At 37.2% G+C, this 22,372-nt stretch carries 39 protein-coding genes; 7 read left to right on the forward strand and 32 right to left on the reverse strand.

Annotated elements, in window-relative coordinates:
• Window positions 1-195 precede the first annotated feature (195 nt).
• The 24 genes from M3M39_RS04965 to M3M39_RS05080 form a co-directional block, all read right to left on the reverse strand.
• Complete coding sequence (locus M3M39_RS04965) at window positions 196-750, reverse strand: HNH endonuclease (protein WP_252796771.1); 555 nt, start codon at window positions 748-750, stop codon at window positions 196-198.
• 11 nt (window positions 751-761) lie between these two features.
• Window positions 762-974 carry a hypothetical protein gene (locus tag M3M39_RS04970; RefSeq protein ID WP_252796772.1) on the reverse strand — a complete coding sequence of 71 codons (213 nt, stop codon included), beginning with the start codon at window positions 972-974 and terminating at the stop codon, window positions 762-764.
• 10 nt (window positions 975-984) lie between these two features.
• Window positions 985-1,371, reverse strand: coding sequence for a hypothetical protein (locus M3M39_RS04975; RefSeq protein ID WP_252796773.1), 387 nt, complete (start codon window positions 1,369-1,371; stop codon window positions 985-987).
• Between the two features lie 329 nt (window positions 1,372-1,700).
• Window positions 1,701-2,120, reverse strand: coding sequence for an ArpU family phage packaging/lysis transcriptional regulator (locus M3M39_RS04980; protein WP_252796774.1), 420 nt, complete (start codon window positions 2,118-2,120; stop codon window positions 1,701-1,703).
• A 98-nt stretch (window positions 2,121-2,218) separates the two neighbouring features.
• A complete protein-coding gene (locus M3M39_RS04985; protein ID WP_252796775.1) occupies window positions 2,219-2,470 on the reverse strand; it encodes a hypothetical protein in 252 nt (83 codons plus the stop codon).
• On the reverse strand, window positions 2,471-3,058 hold the full coding sequence (locus tag M3M39_RS04990) for a hypothetical protein (RefSeq protein ID WP_252796776.1): 588 nt from the start codon (window positions 3,056-3,058) through the stop codon (window positions 2,471-2,473).
• A 3-nt stretch (window positions 3,059-3,061) separates the two neighbouring features.
• Complete coding sequence (locus M3M39_RS04995; RefSeq protein WP_252796777.1) at window positions 3,062-3,289, reverse strand: hypothetical protein; 228 nt, start codon at window positions 3,287-3,289, stop codon at window positions 3,062-3,064.
• An 11-nt stretch (window positions 3,290-3,300) separates the two neighbouring features.
• Window positions 3,301-3,597, reverse strand: a complete 297-nt coding sequence (locus M3M39_RS05000) for a hypothetical protein (RefSeq protein ID WP_252796778.1) — start codon at window positions 3,595-3,597, stop codon at window positions 3,301-3,303.
• Window positions 3,598-3,602: 5 nt separating this feature from the next.
• Entirely contained in the window at window positions 3,603-4,064 is a 462-nt protein-coding gene (locus tag M3M39_RS05005) for a DUF6275 family protein (protein ID WP_252796779.1), read from the reverse strand.
• Window positions 4,057-4,242, reverse strand: coding sequence for a hypothetical protein (locus tag M3M39_RS05010; RefSeq protein WP_252796780.1), 186 nt, complete (start codon window positions 4,240-4,242; stop codon window positions 4,057-4,059). Before M3M39_RS05010 ends, M3M39_RS05005 begins: the two co-directional genes overlap by 8 nt.
• A gap of 11 nt (window positions 4,243-4,253) precedes the next feature.
• Window positions 4,254-4,922: an N-6 DNA methylase gene (locus M3M39_RS05015; RefSeq protein WP_252796781.1), complete on the reverse strand. Its 669-nt coding sequence runs from the start codon at window positions 4,920-4,922 to the stop codon at window positions 4,254-4,256.
• A 38-nt stretch (window positions 4,923-4,960) separates the two neighbouring features.
• The gene (locus M3M39_RS05020) at window positions 4,961-5,500 is read right to left on the reverse strand and encodes an N-6 DNA methylase (protein ID WP_252796782.1); all 540 of its coding nucleotides are present in this window, start codon (window positions 5,498-5,500) and stop codon (window positions 4,961-4,963) included.
• A 10-nt stretch (window positions 5,501-5,510) separates the two neighbouring features.
• Entirely contained in the window at window positions 5,511-6,452 is a 942-nt protein-coding gene (locus tag M3M39_RS05025; RefSeq protein WP_252796783.1) for a tyrosine-type recombinase/integrase, read from the reverse strand.
• A gap of 32 nt (window positions 6,453-6,484) precedes the next feature.
• Window positions 6,485-6,787: a hypothetical protein gene (locus M3M39_RS05030; protein WP_252796784.1), complete on the reverse strand. Its 303-nt coding sequence runs from the start codon at window positions 6,785-6,787 to the stop codon at window positions 6,485-6,487.
• Window positions 6,788-7,003: 216 nt separating this feature from the next.
• Window positions 7,004-7,261: a hypothetical protein gene (locus tag M3M39_RS05035; RefSeq protein WP_252796785.1), complete on the reverse strand. Its 258-nt coding sequence runs from the start codon at window positions 7,259-7,261 to the stop codon at window positions 7,004-7,006.
• Window positions 7,262-7,272: 11 nt separating this feature from the next.
• Window positions 7,273-7,491, reverse strand: coding sequence for a hypothetical protein (locus M3M39_RS05040; protein WP_252796786.1), 219 nt, complete (start codon window positions 7,489-7,491; stop codon window positions 7,273-7,275).
• Between the two features lie 206 nt (window positions 7,492-7,697).
• On the reverse strand, window positions 7,698-7,919 hold the full coding sequence (locus M3M39_RS05045) for a hypothetical protein (protein ID WP_252796787.1): 222 nt from the start codon (window positions 7,917-7,919) through the stop codon (window positions 7,698-7,700).
• Complete coding sequence (locus M3M39_RS05050) at window positions 7,916-8,869, reverse strand: helix-turn-helix domain-containing protein (RefSeq protein ID WP_252796788.1); 954 nt, start codon at window positions 8,867-8,869, stop codon at window positions 7,916-7,918. The genes M3M39_RS05045 and M3M39_RS05050 overlap by 4 nt, the downstream gene beginning before the upstream one ends.
• 10 nt (window positions 8,870-8,879) lie before the next feature.
• Window positions 8,880-9,065: a hypothetical protein gene (locus M3M39_RS05055; protein ID WP_252796789.1), complete on the reverse strand. Its 186-nt coding sequence runs from the start codon at window positions 9,063-9,065 to the stop codon at window positions 8,880-8,882.
• Window positions 9,055-9,327 (reverse strand): hypothetical protein, encoded by a 273-nt coding sequence (locus M3M39_RS05060; protein WP_252796790.1) that lies wholly within the window; start codon window positions 9,325-9,327, stop codon window positions 9,055-9,057. Before M3M39_RS05060 ends, M3M39_RS05055 begins: the two co-directional genes overlap by 11 nt.
• Window positions 9,327-9,644 (reverse strand): hypothetical protein, encoded by a 318-nt coding sequence (locus M3M39_RS05065; protein WP_252796791.1) that lies wholly within the window; start codon window positions 9,642-9,644, stop codon window positions 9,327-9,329. Before M3M39_RS05065 ends, M3M39_RS05060 begins: the two co-directional genes overlap by 1 nt.
• Window positions 9,645-9,809: 165 nt before the next feature.
• Window positions 9,810-9,971 (reverse strand): hypothetical protein, encoded by a 162-nt coding sequence (locus tag M3M39_RS05070; RefSeq protein WP_252796792.1) that lies wholly within the window; start codon window positions 9,969-9,971, stop codon window positions 9,810-9,812.
• A gap of 219 nt (window positions 9,972-10,190) precedes the next feature.
• A complete protein-coding gene (locus M3M39_RS05075) occupies window positions 10,191-10,475 on the reverse strand; it encodes a hypothetical protein (RefSeq protein WP_252796793.1) in 285 nt (94 codons plus the stop codon).
• Between the two features lies 1 nt (window position 10,476).
• Window positions 10,477-10,677 (reverse strand): hypothetical protein, encoded by a 201-nt coding sequence (locus M3M39_RS05080; protein ID WP_252796794.1) that lies wholly within the window; start codon window positions 10,675-10,677, stop codon window positions 10,477-10,479.
• Window positions 10,678-10,812: 135 nt separating this feature from the next.
• Between M3M39_RS05080 and M3M39_RS05085 the strand changes: the two genes are divergently transcribed.
• A complete protein-coding gene (locus tag M3M39_RS05085; protein ID WP_252796795.1) occupies window positions 10,813-11,514 on the forward strand; it encodes a hypothetical protein in 702 nt (233 codons plus the stop codon).
• A gap of 132 nt (window positions 11,515-11,646) precedes the next feature.
• Here M3M39_RS05085 and M3M39_RS05090 read toward each other — a convergent pair whose 3' ends face one another.
• On the reverse strand, window positions 11,647-11,886 hold the full coding sequence (locus tag M3M39_RS05090) for a DUF2829 domain-containing protein (RefSeq protein WP_252796796.1): 240 nt from the start codon (window positions 11,884-11,886) through the stop codon (window positions 11,647-11,649).
• Window positions 11,887-11,940: 54 nt separating this feature from the next.
• Window positions 11,941-12,198 (reverse strand): helix-turn-helix domain-containing protein, encoded by a 258-nt coding sequence (locus tag M3M39_RS05095; RefSeq protein ID WP_252796797.1) that lies wholly within the window; start codon window positions 12,196-12,198, stop codon window positions 11,941-11,943.
• 124 nt (window positions 12,199-12,322) lie between these two features.
• On the opposite strand from M3M39_RS05095, the gene M3M39_RS05100 reads away from it, so the two are divergent.
• From M3M39_RS05100 to M3M39_RS05125, 6 genes are all read left to right on the forward strand, one after another.
• Entirely contained in the window at window positions 12,323-12,649 is a 327-nt protein-coding gene (locus M3M39_RS05100; RefSeq protein ID WP_252796798.1) for a helix-turn-helix domain-containing protein, read from the forward strand.
• 17 nt (window positions 12,650-12,666) lie between these two features.
• Complete coding sequence (locus tag M3M39_RS05105; protein ID WP_252796799.1) at window positions 12,667-13,056, forward strand: ImmA/IrrE family metallo-endopeptidase; 390 nt, start codon at window positions 12,667-12,669, stop codon at window positions 13,054-13,056.
• Between the two features lie 52 nt (window positions 13,057-13,108).
• On the forward strand, window positions 13,109-13,684 hold the full coding sequence (locus tag M3M39_RS05110; RefSeq protein ID WP_252796800.1) for a hypothetical protein: 576 nt from the start codon (window positions 13,109-13,111) through the stop codon (window positions 13,682-13,684).
• Between the two features lie 125 nt (window positions 13,685-13,809).
• Entirely contained in the window at window positions 13,810-14,217 is a 408-nt protein-coding gene (locus tag M3M39_RS05115) for a hypothetical protein (protein ID WP_252796801.1), read from the forward strand.
• Between the two features lie 2 nt (window positions 14,218-14,219).
• Window positions 14,220-14,582, forward strand: coding sequence for a hypothetical protein (locus M3M39_RS05120; RefSeq protein ID WP_252796802.1), 363 nt, complete (start codon window positions 14,220-14,222; stop codon window positions 14,580-14,582).
• Between the two features lie 149 nt (window positions 14,583-14,731).
• Window positions 14,732-15,889 (forward strand): tyrosine-type recombinase/integrase, encoded by a 1,158-nt coding sequence (locus M3M39_RS05125; RefSeq protein ID WP_252796803.1) that lies wholly within the window; start codon window positions 14,732-14,734, stop codon window positions 15,887-15,889.
• Window positions 15,890-16,360: 471 nt separating this feature from the next.
• Here the strand turns inward: M3M39_RS05125 and M3M39_RS05130 are convergent, their stop codons facing one another.
• Genes M3M39_RS05130 through M3M39_RS05155 form a run of 6 tightly spaced genes read right to left on the reverse strand, consistent with a single transcriptional unit; the run spans window position 16,361 to window position 22,356 of the window.
• Window positions 16,361-18,919 (reverse strand): carbamoyl phosphate synthase preATP-grasp domain-containing protein, encoded by a 2,559-nt coding sequence (locus M3M39_RS05130; protein ID WP_252796804.1) that lies wholly within the window; start codon window positions 18,917-18,919, stop codon window positions 16,361-16,363.
• Window positions 18,906-19,997: a carbamoyl phosphate synthase small subunit gene (locus tag M3M39_RS05135; protein ID WP_252796805.1), complete on the reverse strand. Its 1,092-nt coding sequence runs from the start codon at window positions 19,995-19,997 to the stop codon at window positions 18,906-18,908. The genes M3M39_RS05130 and M3M39_RS05135 overlap by 14 nt, the downstream gene beginning before the upstream one ends.
• Window positions 19,998-20,024: 27 nt before the next feature.
• On the reverse strand, window positions 20,025-20,555 hold the full coding sequence (gene pyrR, locus M3M39_RS05140) for a bifunctional pyr operon transcriptional regulator/uracil phosphoribosyltransferase PyrR (protein WP_252796806.1): 531 nt from the start codon (window positions 20,553-20,555) through the stop codon (window positions 20,025-20,027).
• Window positions 20,545-21,489, reverse strand: coding sequence for an RluA family pseudouridine synthase (locus M3M39_RS05145; protein WP_252796807.1), 945 nt, complete (start codon window positions 21,487-21,489; stop codon window positions 20,545-20,547). Before M3M39_RS05145 ends, pyrR begins: the two co-directional genes overlap by 11 nt.
• On the reverse strand, window positions 21,489-21,965 hold the full coding sequence (gene lspA, locus M3M39_RS05150) for a signal peptidase II (protein WP_252796808.1): 477 nt from the start codon (window positions 21,963-21,965) through the stop codon (window positions 21,489-21,491). The genes M3M39_RS05145 and lspA overlap by 1 nt, the downstream gene beginning before the upstream one ends.
• Window positions 21,958-22,356 (reverse strand): EbsA family protein, encoded by a 399-nt coding sequence (locus M3M39_RS05155; protein ID WP_252796809.1) that lies wholly within the window; start codon window positions 22,354-22,356, stop codon window positions 21,958-21,960. The genes lspA and M3M39_RS05155 overlap by 8 nt, the downstream gene beginning before the upstream one ends.
• Window positions 22,357-22,372 lie beyond the last annotated feature (16 nt).

The following is a 22,372-nucleotide window of genomic DNA, read 5'->3' on the forward strand; positions in this document are numbered from 1 at the left end:
AACGTTGTCAAAACTAGTCAATCCGTCTCATAACTGGCACAAAAAATTTCATCAAAACGAAATTTTGATGCGAGTTGATCCCAATGTGAGCTTCCCACGGATCCGAAAAACAGGCCGGGGGGGTTATTTCATTTAGCTGGATTTTCTTTGGGGCAAATGGGAGCTACTTTTTTTGTTTCCATAGTTTTTTGTTGTTCAAATGTTGTTGTTGCGATGTTTTTTTAATGCCCCAACATCAGTTCCTCTCATTCTTAGCGCAATTTCGTTCACATCAGTTACTTCTTTGACTGGCTTGGCCATGTCCTGGTTAGTCAGTCCGTAGTAGTCTTGTTCCCACTTGGTCTTCATTGCATGACACCGTCGACAGATGACAGCAAGGTTATATTCGTCTAGTTGCTTAGCTCTATTAACCTTACGTGGCACGATGTGGTCAACTGTCTTCTGATTGATTGTATTAATGCCAAGCGCTTTGCAGTACTGACAGATGTAGTGTTGTTTACTTCTAACAATGGATGCTAACTGCAACCATTGCTTTGATGAATAAAAGTTGTAGAACTGTTTCTGCTTCGGATCATGATTGCGATACTGATTGTATCGTTGATACCTGTCTTGTTTATCATGGCCATTCGTCCATCGTGACCGGTTAGCTTCCCATGTAGCTTCTTCTGACTGATGTTGCTTGCAGAAATGATAAGGCATCAAAGCTAACTGATGGCATCGGGGATGATGACACATTCTAGCTTTAGGCATGATGCATCCTCCTAGTCATTAAACTTACCGGCTAGATAACTGATGGCCACTGCAACGTTATCTTTGTCAGACATCATCCATTGGCCCACAACATCCAACTGATCCCCAGGAGTTACCTGGTACTGCCGGACCTGTGTCATGATATCCCCAATTAAGTTTAGACAATTCTTATTTGGGTTATTTCGGTACAGGGTAGTAATCCAATCCTTAACTTCCTTTGGCATCCACTCACCTCTATCTAGGAAATCCTGGTAGTAAATTAGTTAATGGACCAAATGGATCATAACCAGAAGGAATGATTGTATCTTTCATCCTAGTGATACATTCATGTAAATCATCCTCTGATGCTTTCATTAAAGCTCCTGAAGTAATAATGAATGATGAAAAGTCCATGCCATCAAGGTAAGCCGCCTTAATACTTTTAATGTAGTACGTATATTTAATCGGATAACCGGCAAGCTCTGAAACAAATGAAATTGTGTTATCAATGCTTGAAGCTACATCATAAAACTTAGAACTGCCAACGGTATTTCCTTTTAGCAACGCAGCGTACATTTCTTTAGTCAAACCGTATGCAGCATATTTGCTCTGAGTAACAATTAAACCCTTTAACTCTTTCAACACGATTCCTCCCAATTAATTCTACGTACAAAAAAGCAACCACATTCCTGTGATTGCTATAACTTTCAGCAGTAACCCTTAAAGTCCGATTTTTTATACTGCTTTCAGTTTGGTGTTACGAGATGTGGGTTTGCGATAACCCGATGCCGTCTCCTGGAATCGAACCAGGATGAACCCGCAGACGGCTGATGATTGAGTTTGAAAAGCCTATCATCACACAAACAAGATGGTAAACTCAGTGGCTCCTATCCACTTTGCTTACATTAACAATTATTGCATGTGTCACTACGAATGAACTCCGGTCTTTCTACGAAAAAACTCTACTAAAACTACGATTTTTCTTTTATCAATTCAAACCCATAAGCAGTAGCAGCATCCGCAAAATCAATCAAAGCATTGTTCTTCAACTCGTAGTAACGTGATTGGCCATAACCAATTTGATTAGCGATTTTCCAATCAGGGATGTTATTAATGAATGAATCACGCAGGATTAACGATTTCTTATGTTCTAGTGAATTAATGCATCGAATAACGTTTTTGACTTCATCTTGTCGTTCTAGCATCCGTAACACTAGCTTTTCGTTTGAATTACCGGATGGAGTGGATGTTGGCATATCCGTTATTTCTGGAGAGTGAAGTGACACAGCCGTTAATCCGGATTGAAGGATAATTCGTGGCCAAACCTTTTTAAAAAATCGTTTGGTATTTTTTATTGTTGCTTTCCTATCAATTTCAGGAAATAGTCCCATTAGAAGCCCCCCAATACGCTAAAAGCAATGTGATATACTGAAAGCATTCGACACAAACAGATGTTCACATTGCCCGCCATTTTGGTGGGCTTTTTGTTTTATTTCAAAATCATCCGCCACTTCAGATAATCGAAGAACGTTTTCCCAAAAGTATTGATAATTGAATGCTGCAAGCTAGGAGACAAAAGGAACCAGTAATGTAGAATGCCCATTCCGACAAAAGATAAAAGAACTAAAATCAATAAAACGGCTTGACCTTTTCTGGAATCAAAATATTCAAAACCGCTAACAATTCCCAGAATAAAAACTAAAACACACAAAATATTCAGCGATACCCAAACAATTGCCATTTATTCTTCCTCCTCATTTCTATCTTTCAAACTCTCAACTAATCCGGTTTCTATCAATTGAACAGCCATTAGTTTAGCGTGACCTTCTTGTTTTTTATTAAGAATTGGAAGCCAATCCTCTTGATAATCTTCTAATGCTTGTTTCATATCTTTATAAATAGTGGGAACGTTATACATATAACAATAACCATCAGGTTCATGATGGAAATAACCAAGTGTTTCATTGCGATTATTAACAAACTTAATGTAATACCATACGTTCTTAGAATTTTCTAAAAAATCAACATGCGCCTGATTTCTTAATTGATCTTCCAATTGGTAAAGATTAGGATTCATGAACCATTCATATGTTTCAGCAGGTATTAAATAACCAATAGGCTTACTTTGAGGATAAGAAGTTGAATCAAAAATGGTAGTAACTTCATTAGTTTGTAAAAATGTCTTAATCTCCTTGCTCAGGTCGCGAACTTTGCCTTGTTTGTCTTGAATATTTTCCAAATTTTCACGTTGCTGTTTTTTAATAGTTTGCCAAAGAATGAAACTTACAAACAAAGAAATAACACATAATACAATTGCAATAATTAGCATCCGTCAGTCCTTCCTTATTACTTTTCCAATCGGTTTATCAATATCTTCTTTGCGGATGTAGCCGCAAAAATCATCAGCATAATTACATCTACCTGCTGTGGTAAATTCAGAAAATCTTCCTTTCAAAATAATGTAATCACCTTTTTCCAAATGAACACCCATAAATATGCAAGGTGTTTCTAATTTGGTCAGTATCAAACCATCTTGCTCAATTTTTTCACGAACTGTCATTAAATATTTACCTAACTTTCATCAAATAATTTACAAATTGAATAATCACGCATATCAATATCAACAGGACTAACTCCAACTTCAAACCAATAACCTTGAGACTTAACAAATCTTGTAGGCATCCTATCAAAATGGTTAACAGTTAATCTATTGTTTTCCAGCAATTTTAAAATGTAATCCGTTTCAATAATCTCCATGCTGAAAATTTCCCCTTGTTTAGCGGCTTCTACAATTTTCTTTTCTTGATCATCCGTTCCCTTCCAAAACTTAAATCTATATAGGCCTAAAATTAAAGACAAATTGCTCATTTAAATTAATCCTCGCTTTTTTCTAATTGTTCCAAAGCAATTGGTACGTTTTTCATTTTACTGTAGCAATCAAGATACATTGCGTTCATATCACCATCTAGGGTTACTTCAAACAGCCATTTATTCTTACCAGGGATACCCAAAATGGCTTTCATATTTTGCAAAGTCTTACAACTCCAAATGACAAACGGCCGGCCAGTCACCAGGCCTTTTTCTTTGTTTTTAACAGTGCAATAACGTTTCCAAATTTCACCGCTTGCTAATTGTAAAAATAAATCCATATCCACGATGAGTCTCCTTTTCTTATTTTGCTTGTTGAATTCCAATTGTAGTTTTTCATAATCTTTTGGTGGCACGATATATCCCAACATTTTTTCTTTTCCAACTATGATCTGCGTCGTTTCGTTGTTTTTTAATCTATTTTTAATGTAATTCAAACTTTCTGAATAACCAAAAGCTTTAGGCACCAAAATGTTCCTCCATTATTTCTTGTAATTCATCTGGATCCAAATACTCAGCAATTCCAGAAAGGAAAATTGCCTTGCTCTGCATTTTGGCTAAACAATACAATCCAGCCGCAATGATCAATGCTGCAAGCAAAATGGTTAAGCAAATTGCGATAACAACTAAAATCAACCAGTTCAATGTGATCACTCCTATTTCAAAATATCTTTTAACGTGTCTAAGGTTTCTTGTGATTCGGGAGTTGTAGCGACTAAATCATCCATCATACCGTTAATTTCATGGACCAACTCTTTCTCTTGCTTATCTAGTTTTTTATAGTTGTCACGCAACTTTTTAACGTCAACTGGTGACTCTTCTTCAAAAGTATCAACATAGCGCGGAATGTTAAGGTTGTAGTCATTTTCCTTAATTTCATCCATGCTGACGACACTGGCGTACTTATCAACTGTTTTTCGTTCCTGGTAGGTTTTAAAAATCTTTTGAATATGTTCATCTGTCAGCTTGTTTTGGTTTTTACCCTTTTCAAACTCGTTCGATGCATCAATGAAGAAGATATCATCCGTCTTCCGGTTCTTTTTAAATATCATGATGCAGACTGGAATCCCAGTCACGTCAAATAGCTTTTCTGGCAATCCAATGACTGCATCAAGGTAATTAGCATCGATTAATTCTCGCCTGATTTTACCTTCACGGGTTCCACGGAATAGCACTCCATGTGGAAGGATTACAGCCATTATTCCAGAATCTTTTAAGTTAGCAATCCCATCCAGGATAAAAGCATAATCAGCTTTGCCCTTGGGCGCTAAATCCCAATTCTTAAACCGTTCGTCGTTTTTGGCTATTTCTGGATCCCATTTCATTGAAAACGGTGGATTAGAAATAACCGAATCATAATTTGCTAAACCAGTGATAGCTGTTCAGCTCCTTTCTTCATTTGACTAAACTGATCTGACGCTTCAATTTCATAAACGTGGTTAATTTTCTGGGTTAAAACGTCCCCACTAATGACTGTCGCGTTCATGTTCCGGATCATCATATTAAACAGCAAAAACGGCAGTGCTGCTGTCGTTTTTTCAATCATTGTGTAATGAAAATTACTGTTATAATTACCGCTTTGCACGTCATTCCACCATTTAGCGATTGTTAAGCCACCAGTTCCACAACAATCATCTAAGGTTTTCATACCGTTGCCAACAATTAGAGCAGTAAGTTTCGTTAATGAATTGGGTGTGAAATCTTGTTTATTGCGGCCTCTATCAGCCATTTGTTGTTGGAAATAGCTTCTAAAATGGTCTTGGGACAAATCATCATCGATTTTTAAAAACTCCTGAAACATATTCTCACGTCTTTGCGGATCCATGATTATTTTCATCAACTGATCTGGGGCTTTATAGTCTTCTTCAACTCCGATAAGTTGGTTAATTTGTTCGTTATCCATGTAATCACCTCTAATCTAATCCGGTAAGGGCTGACATCATTTTGCTATTATCTTTATCACGTTGTTCTTTCAAGATATGAATGTAAGTTTCTTGCGTGGTTGTTACGGTAGAGTGTCCAAGTCGTTCTGCAACGGATGACAAGCTCACATCATGCAAAATCAAAAGAGAGGCATGAGTATGCCGCAATCCATGCATCGTAATAACATTGACCCCAGCTTTTTCGCAAAGCTGTTTCATATAAGCGTTATAAGTTGAATTAAAAATACGCTTATCTTTGGGAACAAAAATTGGTTCGTCCTTTGGTAGATTTTTAACTAAGTCCCGCATTTCCATTCCTAATTTCCAGTCAATGGAAATAGTTCTGATTGAAGCTTGATTTTTAGTTGGTTGAAAACTTCCATGGAAACTCTTGTAATCCCAAGTCTTATTAATGGTTAAGGTCATGTTTTGGAAATCAAAGTCATCAGGTGTAACTCCTAAACCTTCCGAAAATCTTAATCCTGTCTTAGCAATTAAAAGAATTAGCCAATCAATACTAGGTTCTGATCCCAAGGTTAATTGATCTAAAAATTTCCTAACTTCAAACTCATTGAGATATTTAATGTTTTTCTTACGTGGCCGTTTGCCTTTTAAAACAATTCTTCGTGTCGGATCAACATCAATTAGGCCTTCATCAACAGCATCAAAAATCGCTGCTTTAATTTGATGATGAAAATCCTTAACGGTCTGTATTTCGTGATCCTTGGCATACATATTGATTAATTTTTGATACTTTCGTCTATCTAGTTGGCCAACCTCAGTATCTGGCAAGATGTGGCGCAAATGCTTAGCTGAAATTCTGTATTTAGCCAGGGTAACTTCACGAACCGCTCCGTCTTTATAGTCGTCGATCCAATCATTAAAATATTCCCAAAACAATTGTTCCTTACGCGCTTTCAAAGATTTTTTCATATTTGATCCCCCAAATTTTGATTCTGTATTTTTTAGACTAATGAACCTGTTAGCTCCATGATTTTTTCATGACAAATGTTGTCAATCATTTCTAACAACGCTTTGCAGCCGTCAATTGTTTCTGGTACTTCATTATCGAAATACTGATTGAATACTTGCTTGATTTCTTGAACTACTTCAGCAACCGGATCATCATCTGGCATTGAACTGACAATCTTAATGACCTTCTTTTTAAATCCACTCAGATTATCCATGTTCAGATAAATCTTCAATCCAAAAGAATACCCAACAATGATTCTGGCCATCCGGTCATTGTGCTGCTTAATTGTTTCCAAAACAATCACCTCAATAAATTTATTTCTGATTCTTTCCAATTCTGCAAATAACGTAGATTATGGATCCGATTATCAAAGCTGGAATCCATAACCAGTAATAGGAAATAATGAGACTAATGATCACCAGTAGCAGAATGAAGCTCAAGCATCCGCTGCATCCGTCATTGAAAAAACAAAACATTAGCATGGCCAAAATAAGTAATGAAATTCCTGCAATCATGGTTTTCTCCAAACTTGAATTTTAACTAAATAGGTTTTTAGCTTTTCACCAGATGCAAAACTGCTTCTGAATCCAACTTTCTCAGCTTCAGAACCATTTTTTGTTTTCAATGCAGCTTTTTGAATGGTATAGCCATCATTTTTAAAGCTATCTATCGTTTCTGCTAGATAATGGATTGCATCAGTAAATTCAGCAAATTCAACTGAATAACTAATCTGTTTAAATGTCATTGAGGGAACCTTTTCCATGTCCATTTTCAACCACCTCACTTTTCTGGATCTTTATTTTCTTGTTCTAAACTCTTTATTTTATTTTTTAGTTCTCGATTTTCTCGATTTTTCTCATGCAATTGAAATTCTAAGTCAATGATTGTGCTCGCTTGTGTATCTAGTGCCATCGTCAGTGATCTAGTAATATTTTGTAAAATTAGTTTAGAATTTGGTAAGTGGTATTTTGAATTACTAAAAAAATCATTGTTAGCCATTATCATCTAGCATCCTTCCGCACATTGGGCAAAAGTAAATATGAACGTCATCAGCTCCCATTACGCTGCCAATGTTTGAAAACAATCTGTAACCATTCTTGTGCTTTTGCTTGTGAATTCTCATAGTTTCTATGTTTCCCATGTATGAATAGGGATCATGACAATAAAAGCAAGTTGCTTGCCATTTAGTTTCAACTTCGTCCATTTCATTCTCCATTAAGATTTCTCTTATATCCCAGGACGCTCATCCTTGCTAGCAGAAATAAAAATTGCTTGTTGTCCATGGAATCCCGCTCTGGAGTTTTGAGATATTCATAAAAATCAGTATTTAGCATGGTTCTTATGCCTTGAATAGTGTGCTTAGCAATTTCAAACGACCTTGCTAATTCAGAGCTAACTACCGGAACTTCAACTTCTTTTTTACTCATTGCTTAACCTCGTCTTTCTGTCTTAGATTTGCCAATTTCTGCTTGATTAAGGCTCGGTTGTTTGGATCTGATTTCTTTGTTGAGCGCTGGTTATCTGGTTGAGTGGCCCAGTTAGGTAACGTCTCACGAATGTTAGGTACATAGTTATTGCGGCGTTGTCGTTTAACTGGCTGTTTTCTATTAGTCTGTGCCAGATGTGACGGATGATGTTTCTCGTTGTATTTAGCAGTATCGGTCATTGCGGCATCAACCGTCTTGATACCCTTGCGTTGGTAATTTTGAAATGCTTTATCTAGCCAGTAGTAAAGCCCACCAGTGCTAACTTGACGTTTAGCAGCGGATTCTAGTGTGTAAAGTACCAATTCCAAACCAAAGTTAACTACCCAGGTTGTAATGGCCTGCTTCATAGGCAGATTAGGCTTGCATTCAAACATAGCTTCGTAATTGTTTAAGGCTTCATCAACCCCATCAGGTGTTTTAGGTTCTGCTGGTGAACTTGGTTCTTGGGTTCCCGGGTTTTTCGTTTCCTGCTTTGACTCAGATTTTTCGTCGTCACTAACTAACCCACTAACTAACTTTGTAGAGTCTTTAGTTTGTAGTGTTCGATTTTCCAACATACGATAATCGGACATAGGTGTTACCTGTGTTCGATTATCAAACATAGGTACGTCGGATAATTCCCAGTAGGTACCTTTGAAGTGGCCACCATCATTTCGCTGACGTTCTCTTCGTAAATAACCATACTTTTCTAGTTCATTTAGGCCACTACGTAACGAAGCACGGCCATCTGCTGCGTGCTTGGCTACTTCGGTTTCGTAGAACTGCCAGTCGTCGGGTTGTGACCAAAGATAGCCAAAAAGGCCGCGAGCTTTCCAGCTCAAACGGTCGTCCTGGACTAATTGGTTACTAATCATTGAGTAACCTTGTTTGTACTTCTTAATTCTTGTCATAGTTAATCACCTAAACTAATCGTTTGATTTCACGGCTTTTCAAATCTGGAATCTTTCTTCTACTAGCTTGGTTAGATTGCAAGGAGCCTTGAGACATAGTAGAATTACAGTTGATTAAGTAACTTTCCATCAATTTGGATTTGAGACTGTTCACGGTGCCACGTGAGCGGTCTTTTTTTATGCCTTTAATTTTCATCTTCATCCTCCAAGTAAATCCGGTCACTAAGACTATCCATACCGTTCAACTGGTCGTTAGACTTAATGTCCTTTTCAGTAAAGACTTTGGCTTTTGCACGATCAGGCGTTGCATCAATTCTTCCGTGGTGTTCATCCATTTCTTGAATGTAAACGTATTGGCCACCAGGCAACTGTAAAATGAATTTCTTTTTGTCATCCGCTTGATCAAGTTCTCCAGGTTGTACGTCGCGGCCAAGTGAAAAATGTACTGTTTCTGTCATTAGATTTCTCCTTTTTGTTTCTTAATAATCGCTTCGGCTTCAGCAGCAACTTGTTCTTCGCTGTTCGTCTCATCGACACGTTTGCGAGCCTTTTTGTAATCATCATCAGTAATACCCAGCACATCAACTAGCAGTGCAATAACGCCATCTCTCGCATGACTATAAGTGGCTATCTTTTCAAGTAACGTTGAAACTATATTCAACGCAAGGTCCCTATCATTTGCGTTTTCAACTTTGACGAAAGCAAAGGACTTCTTTTTATCCTCTCCTGAATAAAGTTTGACTTCTAAAAATGGTTCTATTTTTTTATCACTCATTAGCTTTGGCTCCTTCCTCAACAAGCATCACACCCCAACCATCTCCGCGTTTAGAAATAGTTACTTCCAAACAGTCAGAATGCGTAGTAAACATAGTTCGTGCATACCAGCATGCTGCTTCTAATTCATCAAATAGCATGCTGTAATGAATTAGTTTGGGTTTCATTACAGTTCACCACGTTTCTTAGCATCGCGGATGACGTCATCATCCGTTTCAAACAATGGTTCCGGGTGTTTCTTCCAGTCCTTGTAGCCTGCATAAGCAATGGCCCCGATAATAATTCCGGAAATAAAGAAGAATAGGTCTTCAGGTGTAATTACAGCCATTTCAGTTACTCCTTTCTTAGTGCAATGCGATTAATGCAATCGCTAGTCCAATTGCGAACCCCATGAAGAAGCTCACAACGTAATTAGGGAAGTTATAAACAAACCGTTTACGTTCTTTCTCGTCCATCTTGATCAATCTCCTTTAGCAACTTTTGTCGTTGCTTTTCTGTGAAATAAAAAGCATCGATTGCATCAGAGTGCCAATTTGTTAAATCAACATCAGGACGCCATTTCTTCAACTGTTTGATTTTCTCGTCTATGGTTTTCAAGCTTTTTACTCATCCTAAACTGGTCCATATAGTTATCTAAATCTGACTTTTTGAAGCGCATCCCAAATGGGGTATCGTAAACTTCAACGTAGTCAATCACTTTGTTGTTAAATGTAGTCCGGCTTCTGATGCCAAGATAAAACATCGCTTCCTTAATGGTCAGATACCGAGGCTGTAACATCAGCTTCAATTGCATGTACATAGCTTCAGGTAGTCCGGCCATTGCCATTAGCATGCTAATCACCTCTCTCCAAATTATCCTTAACGTTCATAAATCCACGATCATCGTTGTAGTAGTTATCCAAGCTTCTGATAACCTCAATTGCTTGAGCAGGTGTTAATCCCTGCTGCCGGAAGTAGTTAATACAGTGATTACGGTATAAACGGATGTCATCCGCTGGAGCAGATGAATCTTTGATTAAATAGTCTTTTCTCATTTTGTTACCTCAATAAAATTCCAATAATAATTGATAAAAGTAAAATTATAAAAATCAGATAAATATCAGTTGATTTCATCAAAAATCCTTTCAAAAAGCATCTGCTATAATTGCATCAAAGGAGGTAATTAGAAATTGCGACAAGATATAATTTTGTTAATCCATAATAATGTGATAATAATCAATGAATTGTTCGCTTGGATATTAAATCAGTTATCAACTCAATGGATTGCAATTATCACTGCAATTGCAGGCTTTTTAGCTTGGAAAAGCGATCACGCCAAACTAATTGTAGAAACAGATAAAGTAGCGCATTCTGTAGCAGGCATTCTTTTAGATGATGGACGTTCGCTTATTAATCAAGAACATAGCATGCAACATTTAGTGATGTGGATGATAAATCCCTCAGCAAATGACATAAGTTTTTTTGATTTGCGGGTTGTCTTAGATACTGGTGAAGCTGACTACTACACGCCTATTAAATTTAGTAATGCGAATGATTTAAAAAATGTAAGTGCTGAAGGACTAATTCCTATTAAAGATGGTTCAATGTCCAACGGATTAATCGCTGTATCATTACCACAGGCCAACTATGGAACTGTACCAGCTCATGGTTTTGTTCAACTCGACTTGGTATTTCATGCTGATAAGATAAGCGATAATAATATGGTTCTGATGAAACTTGCGCAGTCACACAATCTGTGGAGTCGTTTACGTCATTCTCGAATGACGCCGCGTTGGTTACGTCCAAAGATGGGATACACTTTTTCTGAGACAAAAGAAGACGCTTGGTCATTTCAGGTGAAAGAACTCGAAAAATTGAACCATCTAAATTAGTTTCTTTTCGATATTTCATTGCATCTTCATATGAGACAAACATTTTAGGATATCCTAAAATAAAATATTCTTTTTTATCTATGATTCACACATCCTTAAATTTACGATGGAATGCATAGTGGCCACCAACCACTATGCTTTTTCTTTTAGTTCATAAAGTTCCCATTCATCCGAAAGGATGTCGTCCGCAGTTGGATTCCAAAATTTACTATCGTGGCCATCAAATTTACCGTCACGATCTAATCCGATCAGAATGTAATGTGCATTACTTCCGTTAGTTGGAATCAAATAACTAAACACATGACCTTTGAACGGTCTTGCGATTCCGCACTTCTTTTCAATCGCTTGCTTTGTTGCTTCGATGATTGTCATTTAGTTATCTCCTTTCTTCATCATTGCTAAAATAGCAATGATGAGGACAAAAAATTAAGAAAACAGATCTTCAATTGGTATTCCAAGCTTTTCGGAAATAATGGGCAATTCGTTAGCTTTGAAGGTTCTTTCACCATTTTCCCCACGAGAATATTGAGTATAGTACATGCCAAGAGCTTTGCTCATTTCTCGTTGAGAAATCCCCTTTTCAATCCTTTTTTCTTTAAGAAGCTTGATATTTAACTTTTTAGTTTGTGTAATTGCAATTACCTCCCTTCTATCATTGCTAAAATAGCAACGTTTAATATACAATGATTATATATTGCTATTTTAGCAATGTCAACAAAAATAATTGTTATTTTAGCAACTTATACTTGCGAAATGTGCAACCATGTTAATATAAATTGTGATAATCGCAACTTATAGGAGACATGAAATGAACGTCGATAAAATTATAGATAGAATCACTAATTTGCTAGAAATAAAAGACATGAGTCAAGCTGAATTAGCAAGGCGCTTAAAAATGGATCCTACTGTTTTAAATAGGGTTATGAAAGGTAAAAGAAAACTAACTGCTGATGAGTTAGCAAAAATAGCTGATGTATTTGGAGTTACAACTGATTATCTTTTGGGAAGAAAAGTTGATTTAGGAGATACACCTGTTGCTGCTCATATGTTAGACGGCTTAACTGATGAACAAAAACAGGAAATTAATGACTACATCGAATTCAAAAAAGCTCAATACAAACGGAAGCATGAATAAATAAGTAGGTGTTAAGCATGACAAACATCGAAAAATTAATCGCACGTCATCCAGAATTGACTTTCACATTTGAAAATATGCCTAAGGGATTGTGTGGGTTAAACGTTGGAAACGAAATTATCATTAATAAAAATTTAGATGATCAGGAGCAATTACAATGGCTCTATGAGGAAATAGAACATCATCGACTATCAGTTGGAGATATTTCTGAATATCAGAATGGAACTAATTCTCATCAAGAATACGTTGCCAGAAAATCAGCAATGCAAAAGTGTGTACCTAAAAGCTCTCTCAATAAAGTTTTGAAATTGAAGCCAGACAACGATTTTGAAGTGGCTGATGAATTGGGTGTGTCACTTGATTATCTACATGAAGTGGCCCAAATTTATGGATTCAGATTCAAATGATTACGTCCAGAACTGATTGACGTTAAAAGCTGAATTAGATTGGAGAATGACAATGAAGAAATTTTTTACCATAGCTATGGCATCATTAATGGCCTTATCGTTAGCTGCTTGTTCTAGCTCAAGTAAGTCCAATAATGGCAAGAAAGACAACGCTAAGACCGAAAAGAAAGTTAAGCCATCAAAGAAGCACGAATCTAAGAAGAAAGATACAAAACAGGATAAAAAGAAAGACGAAAGCAAAAACCAAAAAGCATCCGTATCTAGTGATTCTAAAAACAATAACCAAAAAGCATCAGGAGCTTCTCAAACAAGTGTCCAACAGACAAATCAGAACAATGGCCAAGTTCAAACACAAACTGCTTCTAATAATCAACCAGAGCAAACCAGTAATTCACAACAGACTGAATCAAATACAGCAGCAAATGCTAATAGTACAGAAGCCAACGTACAGCAATCATCAGAAGACCCTTATAATAGTTCTCCCCAAGTCTCTGCAGTCCGGAATAGTGATCCAGCAGAATACGCAGCTGAAGAAGCTCGTGTAGAAAGTGGCCAATCATCTATCTCTCAAGAACCTTTATTGGGGAAAGCACAATCTGATTATCAAAATTCGTTTAATGGTAATTAATAACAATCGTCCTATTCGGTAGCTTGGCCGGTTCGACTCCGGCCTATGGTCTTGGATATTTTTATTCAAAATAAAAAAGCCTCCGCTGGTGACGGATGCTAAAAAATAAATATGAGGAAAGTATCATGCAAACAAACAATCCTGAAATTAATATAAATACACTCTATTTAACTAAACCCGGAGAATATATCCCCGTTCTGATTATAAAACCTCAAAATGAAAAGGTTCATGCTAATTTACATGTCCAATTTGTTGAAGCGACTAAGGGATATCATAAAATTAATTTTGATGTATTTAATAATCATGGCAATGATTTAACTGCTGATAAAGGACCAATTGAAGTTGATTTACAACCAAACAAGAAAAATATTTTGGAATTGCAAATTGATGATTATAAATCTTTAATGGGTGATATTGCTTTAGATTTTTGGGCTGAAATTTCTAAAGGGGACAATGATTTTATTACAGTTAAAATCACCTTTGATGAAAAATTTTCAGAATCATTAAAAGTTTTTATTGAAAGCGAGAGTTAAAAATGGCTCAAAATGGTGTTCCACAACTAAAACTTTTAGACAAACAGAACAGACATCTAGATGGAGAAGTCTCCACTGATGATACAATGAAGTCACAATCATCAGATGGAGGCGACGGTACGATGAAAAAAGATTATGTAACGCACGAAGAATTGAATCATGCAGTTGATAATTTAAGTAACGAAATCAAGCTTAGTCATAAAGACATGGAAATGGGCTTTTCCAATATAGACAGCAAAATTGATTCAAAATTTGAACAAATAAATACAAAGTTTGAACAACAGAAGGTCTGGATTTTAACATCAGCATTTTCTGTCATAACATTAATATGTACAATTGTCGGACTTTTGATAAAGATTTTATAATAAATCCACAAACCCCAATTTTGGGGTTTTCTTTCATGATACGTGCGAACAAACGTTCTATACACCCTACTTGGTAGCTAACAGCTGGTTCGATTCCAGCTTAGGGCTTTGCTTACTAACTTCTCCGGCTTTGAAAGGAGTGTATTATCATGGAAATATATCAGTATGAAGTTAAGGGGCAAAAATATTACCGGCTCAAAGCTTATCTAGGCATTGATCCCCACACAGGGAAAAAGAAAAGTGTCACTCGGTCTAAATTCAAAACAAAAAAAGCCGCTAAATTAGCTTTCAACAAACTGTTAATCCAATTTGAAGATAATAAATTAGAGCCTTCTCAACGTAATGAAAAACTTAAATTTAAAGACGTTTATGATGAATGGATAACATCGTACAAAGAAACCGTAAGGAATAGCACATATATCAATACGATTAGCGCCTTTAAAAATCACATTCTGCCAGTTTTCGCTGACCAGTACATTAATACTATCACGATTTCTGAAATTCAAAAAACAGTAAATCGATGGTTTAAAGCTGATTCTAAGGTAAATTGCAAAAAATGGGCCAATTTTGTAGCATCCGTTTTTAATTTTGCTATCCGAATGGGATATTACAAAGGTCTAAATCCAGCTAAATCAATTACTCTTCCAAAAATGCCAGAAATACCTGGAGAAAAAAAGCCTAACTTTTATACCCAAAAAGAACTCAATAAATTCTTGGATTCATTGAGCAAAGATGAAAAGGTTTTTAATCGTTATGTATTTTTCCGTCTACTGGGGTTTTCGGGAATGCGTAAAGGTGAAATTTTAGCAATCGAGTGGAAAGACGTGGATTTTTCTAAACGTTATGTAAGAATCAATAAGTCAGTTTCCGTACTGAGTACGTCTAAAGATAAACTCAATCCCCCAAAAACTAAAGCTGGTTATCGTGCAATCCCTCTTGACCCAAAAACAATCAATCTATTGCAACAATGGAAAATTCGATGCAAAGAATATAAATTGATGGTAGGTCAGTACTTGTCAGAAACAGATGCAGTATTCGAAGGACGTTCTGGTAAATTTATGAATCCCAATAGTCCACAAAAGTGGCTGAAAAAAGCATTAGAAACTTCTGGGACACATCAAATTACCTTGCATGGTTTCAGAAAGTCTTACTGTACAGCACTGGTTTCAGCTGGTGTCCCAATTAAGGAAGTTCAACGTAGAATGGGACATGATGATATTAAAACTACACTGGATGTTTATAGTTTTGTTACGCATGACCAGATTGAGAAAGCCAACCGCCAATTCGAAAAGTACATTAGTTTATAAAGTCGGTAAAAAGTCGGTAAATTTTTATATAATTGCCCGCTGTCGTTGTCGTAGCAACGTTTTATTCATGCATAATTTAATTGTGGGACAATTAACCACTTAGCGCTAACCATAATTAAAGGAGAAATGCTTAAAATGAATAAGCCACTTAAAATAATTTTACGACGAGAGAACTTGTCGCTCATGATTCCTGCTGGAACTTCCATTACTAATTGTGAAATTAAAAAAATAGATTGAAATACAGCAAATTGGAATAAATTCAAGTGCAAAAATTGCAGACAAAATAAAATATTGATGATTCGTGTAAATCGAGACTTAACCCCAATTGTATATAAATAATAACTAATCCGTGGTGTAATTATAATTGCTGCTTTCCCCCCTTTTTTAGTTTTGAATTTTTCTTAGTATATGGATATTTAAAGTAACTGTCAATTGAAATAAAAAAGGTAGTTTGGATTAAAACTACCTTTTTTATTTAAGTAAATTGGTTGTAGAATCATCTGGAGTAACCCCGAAGGAAAGTTTGGCTCCAATCTCATAACGACGGCGCTTGGGTACGTTATTAATCCCTAAGTGTTTAAATGGAAATGTAATCTGCATGGTGGCAAAGCGACTCATCGAATCAATACTTGGAATTAATTTCCGTAAAAACATGGGATCAAAATGACCAGTATACATCTGCATTAAAATCCGAATCCAGTTAATCCCAGTAACCTGGTTTAAAAAAATCGTTTCTGTAATTCTTAAAGGAGTAATCCCAGTTGGGACATAATTTCCCTGCTTATCCACCGTAAATAATACTTGAATTAATCCCGTCAGCGGATGCTTTTTGATTTCAGCTCGGGCGATTCTTTCAACTTTTTCTGTATCTAACTGGTGATCAGCGTACGGAATATAATAACTGGTTTGATTTTCTAACTCATTTCCATCATTTTCCATTTGTGAGCGAAATCCAACCGTGGCAATGGGAATAATCCCTTGGGGACTAACTAAGACATTTAATGCAAAATCTGCCTGGTCCTGATAGATGGTTCCCGTTTCTTGATCAGGCGGTAACACCACTAACTTAAACTGACTGTTAATTTTTTGCAACTCGCGAATCAAAAAATGGCGATTCCCTGGTAAAAAAACATATTGCGGTTGTTCCAATTCGATTACATTTAAAATTTCACCTAGTTGAACTGGTTCAATGTACTGTTTATCACTAATGGCAGGAATTAATGACACCGAATTAGGATTATTATTTAAAATAATCGTTTTATAACCCAATTTATGCAATTGAATTAACATCTCAGCCGTATAAGTATCAGCAGCTGTATTAGGCCCTAAGTGATTCCGCCCCTTCCCAATGACTAGTGCACGGGGAGCATCTAAACTCGTACTCTCGTTTTCGAATTCATAACTACCATAAAACGAGTTTATCTTCTCTGGTAATTCTCCAGCCGTTGGATCAATCATTTTATATGTTTTGGGCGTTTTCAATTGTTTTTGCATTGCGATAATTTTAGCATTATCGGTCTTCCAAAAATGACAAAACATTCCATTCCCAAATCCATATCGATTTCCAGCTAACAAAGTTTCCGCTTGTAACGGCAGTTCCTGAACTTGCTTAATGACCGTCAGCAAATTCTTCATGATGACAAAGTAAAATTCATCGATCTTTGTTAGCTCGCTTAAATCGCTTGCAGAATAGCCCCGACGAACTGCTTCAAACAAAATTAAAATTTGCTGGTCAGTGGGATGAATTAGTTGATTGATCAATTCATCTTCATTTAAATCTGAATACTCTGGCAACACATCTTGGGGACTAGGTTGTGAGCTGCGTAACCCGATCATTAGTGCAGCTTCAGCACTACGCCCCACTCCAATTGCTGCTCCAGTCGCTTTGGCATGGGTTCCTAACCGATTATCTGCCATATCCAAATAGTCAAAGGACCAAATGGGCATTTTAACGGTCACATGATCACTTAAAGGTTGTAAGATTGCAGTTAATGGATTAAAACGTGGTGGAAGCTTTACGTCCGTTAAGGAAATGTCTAGTAATAAAGAAGCTACTACCTTGGCGAGTGGATATCCCGTGGCTTTGGCAGCTAAAGACGTTTCCGAATTAAAAACCGGATTAACCTTAATCACATATGCTTCATTATTTTCCGCATTAACGGCAAATTGGAGATGACAAATTCCCTTAATTCCCAAACAATCTAAGACATCAAAAGTAATTGAACGAAGTTGCTTTAACTGATAATCATTTAGGGTTTGGGCTGGAGCAAAAATGACAGAATCGGTAGCGTTAATTTTAATCGGATTCATGTCTTCTAAAGAGGAAATTAGCATTTTGTTGCCTTCCACGTCACGAATGGCTACCATTCCAATTTCTTGATAGTTTCCGACTTCTCGTTCTAAGGACAGTTTTTGCTCTGGAGATTCTTGAAACAAATCATCAATTTCATTATTCAAACTTTCCATGTTTTGAAAAATCCGTCGTTGCCGTTTCTTGTTGGTGCTAAGGGGTTTGATTGACACCGGAAACTGAATTTGATCAATATTTTCCCGCAGTTCGTTAAAATCACTGATAATACGCGAAGCAACGATTGGAATATGGTTATCAGCCAGTCGATTAGCTAGAGCGGTATTCTGATCTGCCGTTTCCGTTTCCGTTCCAAAAAGATACAGATTATTTTTGTTTAACCCAATTAGTTGAACTTGCCGTTCTTCAAGAACGTGATTTTTAACTAACCTTTGGACGACCGTTAGAGCGGCTTTAGTCCCAAAAATAGGAGTAATTCCATCAATCTGATTATCATTTAAAATAGCGGTAACGTTTTGCGCATTAATGCTCTGTGCAAACGTATGCTGTGAATCCACTTCTTGCAGCAACAAGGAATACGGATTGTTATCAATGACAAATGTTTCAATCCCGAGTCTTCGCCAAACAGATACCGCTTGAAACGCAGCCGCATCTTGTTCACTTTCGTGATCAATGTTAGAGGCTCCCCCACCGAGAATCAAAATTTTTTTAATTTGCTTCATGAACTGAGCTCCTGTGTGCAATAATGCTTTCAACGAATTCTTCGAATAAATCAAAGCCATCCACCATTCCCCCAGATCCATCTGGAGAAAATTGAACCGAAAAGGTGGGATAATCCCGACTGCGAATTCCCTGAATGGTGCCATTGATTAAATCTTTGTAAGTTACAATTAGTTTATTGGCATCTACAGAATCGTTTACAAGCGCATAAGCTTGAGCTTGATTAGGATAAATTAACTCATTCGTAATAATTTTACGCACTGGATGATTACTTCCATAGTTACCAATTGGCATTCGGGTCACTTGAGCCCCATTGGCAATGGCAATTAATTCATGCCCTAACCCGATTCCAAATAGCGGTAACTGTTTTTGAATTGTTTGAATGGTTGCAATGACACTGGGATCAATTTCAGCGGGAGAACCAGGTCCAGATGACAGGACTACCCCCTCCGGATCCAAATTCTTAATTTCTGCAAAACTAGTATTCCAGGGAACAACAATCATATTACAATTCAGTTTAGCGAGTTGCCGGATAATGGATTCTCGTAACCCAAAGTCAATAACTACAATGGTAACTCCCGTTCCGGGAACTAAGTATGGTTTTGGGGTCGCCACTGCCTGAATTTGCTGATTACTTAAAACCGCAGCTTGTAATTGATCAAAGGCATGCGCATCATTGGTGCTGACGATACTAGCTTTTTTGATATCATGCTGTCGCACATGTTTTTGCAACTGACGGGTATCAATTTGACTAATTCCTGGGATATGACGTTCCCGTAAAAAGGAATCTAACGATAAATCCTTTAATTGAGAAAAAGAAATGTTTTCACTTTGATGCACTACAATTCCCTTAGCTGATGTCAAAATGGATTCATAGTTTTGGGGATTAATTCCCACGTTTCCAATGGAAGGTTGCAAAAAAGTCACAATTTGGTTGTGGTAAGTGGGATCCGTTAACGCTTCTTGATAATAATTTAAATTCGTATTAATTGCCAACTCACCAGTAGTACTGGTTAGATCTCCAAATGCTTCTCCAGCAAATGAGGTCCCATCGTCAAGCACTAAATATCGTTTAACCACGAAGAATCCTCCTACCTAACTGAGTTGCTATTTTTGCTTAATCTCAACTCCATCACGATCATCAATTTCAGAAACTAGTACCTTAATCGTCTCATCCTTAGAGCTGGGAATATTTTTGCCTACAAAGTCCGCCCGAATTGGTAGTTCTCGGTGTCCGCGATCAACTAAAACAGCCAGATTAATTCGTTTGGGACGGCCAATTTCATTAATTGCCCCTAACGCAGCTCGAACTGTTCTCCCAGTAAACAAGACATCATCAACGAGTACAACATTTTGGTTATCAATGGGAACAATGTTTTCTGCAACAGATTGACTTGAAGAGTCAGACGTCTTATCATCCCGATACTTCGTAATGTCTAACGAGATTACAGGAACATCGGTGTTTTCTAATTTTTTGAGTCGGTTTGCAATTCGTTCGGCCAGATAAACTCCTCTGGTTTTAATTCCAATTAAGACCAGGTTTTGCACCCCTTTATTCTTTTCAATGATTTCATAGGTAATTCTCGTCAATGCCCGTTGCATTGACATACTATCTAACACAACTTTTTCACCGTTCATGATTTAGTTCCTCCTGTGAGTTCATAACTTGATATTTCTTTTCTAAATTATGCAAAGTGGTTTGAAACAACGGGGGTAATGGACTCTGAAAGTCTAATTCCTTTCCGGTTATGGGATGGGTAAAACCTAATTCAGCCGCGTGTAAGAACTGTCCATTTCCTTTAATAGTTTTGTGAGGACCATAAAGAGGGTCTCCCACTAACGGATGCTGAATGTATTGCATATGAACCCGAACTTGGTGGGTTCTCCCGGTTTCTAATTGACACTCCACTAGCGTATAGTCATCGCCCAACCGCTCTAACACACGAAAATGAGTCACGGCAGGCCGCCCATTTTTCACGACCGCCTGCTTTTTCCGGTCTTTAGGTGAACGACCTAAAGGAGCATCAATTGTCCCCTGGTCTTCATGAATGCGACCGTGAACAAGCGCAATGTAACGACGACGACTAGTTTTTTCCTTCAATTGCCGTGCCAAAGACTGGTGCGCAATGTCAGTTTTGGCCACCATTAATAAGCCCGAAGTATCTTTATCAATCCGGTGAACAATTCCTGGTCGAAACGTTCCGTTAATGTTAGAAAGCTGCGTATGCGCTAGTAGCGCATTCACTAAAGTATGATTGGGATGACCAGGCGCAGGATGCACAACCATTCCTTGTGGCTTGTTAACCACAATTACCTGATCATCTTCATAGACAATTTCAAGCGGGATCTTTTCTGGAACAACATCCAACTGCTGGGGAGCTGGAATTTTAATTGTAATTTGTTCGTGCGGTTGTGGCTGATACTTCGGTTTTTGCGGAGTTCCATTTACCAAAACATCTCCGGTTTTTATTAGTTTATTTACCCGAGAACGACTTAAATCAGGGAACTGCTCTGCAATTAATTTATCTAAGCGCGTACCACTTGCTGCAACGGTAAAGTGACGTTCTTCCATCAGTCCTCCTTTACAATCAATCGAACTAGAATCAGGCCAACTCCTAAGGTGAGGTAACAATCAGCTAGGTTGAAAATTGGGAACTGCATAAAATCCAGTTGAACAAAATCTGTTACCGCTCCATACACAATTCGATCCACCAAATTTCCAATTGTTCCCGCTAGCATTAATCCAAGACAACCCATAATCCACGAATTATTTTGCTCTTTATACATTAAGTACAAAAAGATGGCAGCTGCTCCAATTGCAATTAGGATAAAAAGCCACGAATTACCTGCTAAAAAACTCCAAGCTGCACCGGAATTAGTAATATTGGTGATGGATAATAAATGAGGAATTACTGTGCGACTTTCCCCGCTAGGAACCTGACTACGGACGAACTGCTTTACAACTTGATCAAGCACAATCAATCCCATCGTCACAATTAGCATTCCAATGAGCAAACGAGTCGGCGCTTTTTTCTGCATCTTATTCATGATGTTGATCCTTGGTTAGTAACTCCTGTAGTTCAATTACAGAGTTAGCCGGCAATAAAAATTTATACCGACGTCCACCTGCGTTAAAAGCAATACTATTTCGATGAGCTTGCACGCGTGAAATCGATTGAAGACTAATCTTCTTTCCAAACGGATTCAATACTTGACGAATTTCAATTGTATCTTCCCACACCAACATCTTTCTAAAATCAATTTGAATCCAAGTTAAAGCTACAAATGCAAGGAAGAAACTGAAGGTAATGTTTTGAAATTGCGTAATTTCAAGCCAAATAATTACCCCAATTAATAACACAATGACCGTCCAGCTCCAACAAATGATGCTAGTGGTCGGTTGTGGTTGATATAAAAATTTTCTTTTCTGCGTTATCATAAAAAACATCCTTATT

Source organism: Fructilactobacillus hinvesii (assembly GCF_024029435.1).
In the GTDB taxonomy this organism is placed as follows: domain Bacteria; phylum Bacillota; class Bacilli; order Lactobacillales; family Lactobacillaceae; genus Fructilactobacillus; species Fructilactobacillus hinvesii.

Excerpts from the sequence above, each read along its gene's own strand:
- M3M39_RS04965 (WP_252796771.1), bottom strand. The coding sequence starts at position 750 with ATGCCTAAAGCTAGAATGTGTCATCATCCCCGATGCCATCAGTTAGCT.
- M3M39_RS04970 (WP_252796772.1), bottom strand. The coding sequence starts at position 974 with ATGCCAAAGGAAGTTAAGGATTGGATTACTACCCTGTACCGAAATAAC.
- M3M39_RS04980 (WP_252796774.1), bottom strand. The coding sequence starts at position 2,120 with ATGGGACTATTTCCTGAAATTGATAGGAAAGCAACAATAAAAAATACC.
- M3M39_RS04985 (WP_252796775.1), bottom strand. The coding sequence starts at position 2,470 with ATGGCAATTGTTTGGGTATCGCTGAATATTTTGTGTGTTTTAGTTTTT.
- M3M39_RS04990 (WP_252796776.1), bottom strand. The coding sequence starts at position 3,058 with ATGCTAATTATTGCAATTGTATTATGTGTTATTTCTTTGTTTGTAAGT.
- M3M39_RS04995 (WP_252796777.1), bottom strand. The coding sequence starts at position 3,289 with ATGACAGTTCGTGAAAAAATTGAGCAAGATGGTTTGATACTGACCAAA.
- M3M39_RS05000 (WP_252796778.1), bottom strand. The coding sequence starts at position 3,597 with ATGAGCAATTTGTCTTTAATTTTAGGCCTATATAGATTTAAGTTTTGG.
- M3M39_RS05015 (WP_252796781.1), bottom strand. The coding sequence starts at position 4,922 with ATGAAATGGGATCCAGAAATAGCCAAAAACGACGAACGGTTTAAGAAT.
- M3M39_RS05020 (WP_252796782.1), bottom strand. The coding sequence starts at position 5,500 with ATGGATAACGAACAAATTAACCAACTTATCGGAGTTGAAGAAGACTAT.
- M3M39_RS05025 (WP_252796783.1), bottom strand. The coding sequence starts at position 6,452 with ATGAAAAAATCTTTGAAAGCGCGTAAGGAACAATTGTTTTGGGAATAT.
- M3M39_RS05035 (WP_252796785.1), bottom strand. The coding sequence starts at position 7,261 with ATGGACATGGAAAAGGTTCCCTCAATGACATTTAAACAGATTAGTTAT.
- M3M39_RS05040 (WP_252796786.1), bottom strand. The coding sequence starts at position 7,491 with ATGGCTAACAATGATTTTTTTAGTAATTCAAAATACCACTTACCAAAT.
- M3M39_RS05045 (WP_252796787.1), bottom strand. The coding sequence starts at position 7,919 with ATGAGTAAAAAAGAAGTTGAAGTTCCGGTAGTTAGCTCTGAATTAGCA.
- M3M39_RS05050 (WP_252796788.1), bottom strand. The coding sequence starts at position 8,869 with ATGACAAGAATTAAGAAGTACAAACAAGGTTACTCAATGATTAGTAAC.
- M3M39_RS05055 (WP_252796789.1), bottom strand. The coding sequence starts at position 9,065 with ATGAAAATTAAAGGCATAAAAAAAGACCGCTCACGTGGCACCGTGAAC.
- M3M39_RS05060 (WP_252796790.1), bottom strand. The coding sequence starts at position 9,327 with ATGACAGAAACAGTACATTTTTCACTTGGCCGCGACGTACAACCTGGA.
- M3M39_RS05065 (WP_252796791.1), bottom strand. The coding sequence starts at position 9,644 with ATGAGTGATAAAAAAATAGAACCATTTTTAGAAGTCAAACTTTATTCA.
- M3M39_RS05070 (WP_252796792.1), bottom strand. The coding sequence starts at position 9,971 with ATGGCTGTAATTACACCTGAAGACCTATTCTTCTTTATTTCCGGAATT.
- M3M39_RS05075 (WP_252796793.1), bottom strand. The coding sequence starts at position 10,475 with ATGCTAATGGCAATGGCCGGACTACCTGAAGCTATGTACATGCAATTG.
- M3M39_RS05080 (WP_252796794.1), bottom strand. The coding sequence starts at position 10,677 with ATGAGAAAAGACTATTTAATCAAAGATTCATCTGCTCCAGCGGATGAC.
- M3M39_RS05090 (WP_252796796.1), bottom strand. The coding sequence starts at position 11,886 with ATGACAATCATCGAAGCAACAAAGCAAGCGATTGAAAAGAAGTGCGGA.
- M3M39_RS05100 (WP_252796798.1), top strand. The coding sequence starts at position 12,323 with ATGAACGTCGATAAAATTATAGATAGAATCACTAATTTGCTAGAAATA.
- M3M39_RS05105 (WP_252796799.1), top strand. The coding sequence starts at position 12,667 with ATGACAAACATCGAAAAATTAATCGCACGTCATCCAGAATTGACTTTC.
- M3M39_RS05110 (WP_252796800.1), top strand. The coding sequence starts at position 13,109 with ATGAAGAAATTTTTTACCATAGCTATGGCATCATTAATGGCCTTATCG.
- M3M39_RS05115 (WP_252796801.1), top strand. The coding sequence starts at position 13,810 with ATGCAAACAAACAATCCTGAAATTAATATAAATACACTCTATTTAACT.
- M3M39_RS05120 (WP_252796802.1), top strand. The coding sequence starts at position 14,220 with ATGGCTCAAAATGGTGTTCCACAACTAAAACTTTTAGACAAACAGAAC.
- M3M39_RS05125 (WP_252796803.1), top strand. The coding sequence starts at position 14,732 with ATGGAAATATATCAGTATGAAGTTAAGGGGCAAAAATATTACCGGCTC.
- M3M39_RS05130 (WP_252796804.1), bottom strand. The coding sequence starts at position 18,919 with ATGAAGCAAATTAAAAAAATTTTGATTCTCGGTGGGGGAGCCTCTAAC.
- pyrR (WP_252796806.1), bottom strand. The coding sequence starts at position 20,555 with ATGAACGGTGAAAAAGTTGTGTTAGATAGTATGTCAATGCAACGGGCA.
- M3M39_RS05145 (WP_252796807.1), bottom strand. The coding sequence starts at position 21,489 with ATGGAAGAACGTCACTTTACCGTTGCAGCAAGTGGTACGCGCTTAGAT.
- lspA (WP_252796808.1), bottom strand. The coding sequence starts at position 21,965 with ATGAATAAGATGCAGAAAAAAGCGCCGACTCGTTTGCTCATTGGAATG.
- M3M39_RS05155 (WP_252796809.1), bottom strand. The coding sequence starts at position 22,356 with ATGATAACGCAGAAAAGAAAATTTTTATATCAACCACAACCGACCACT.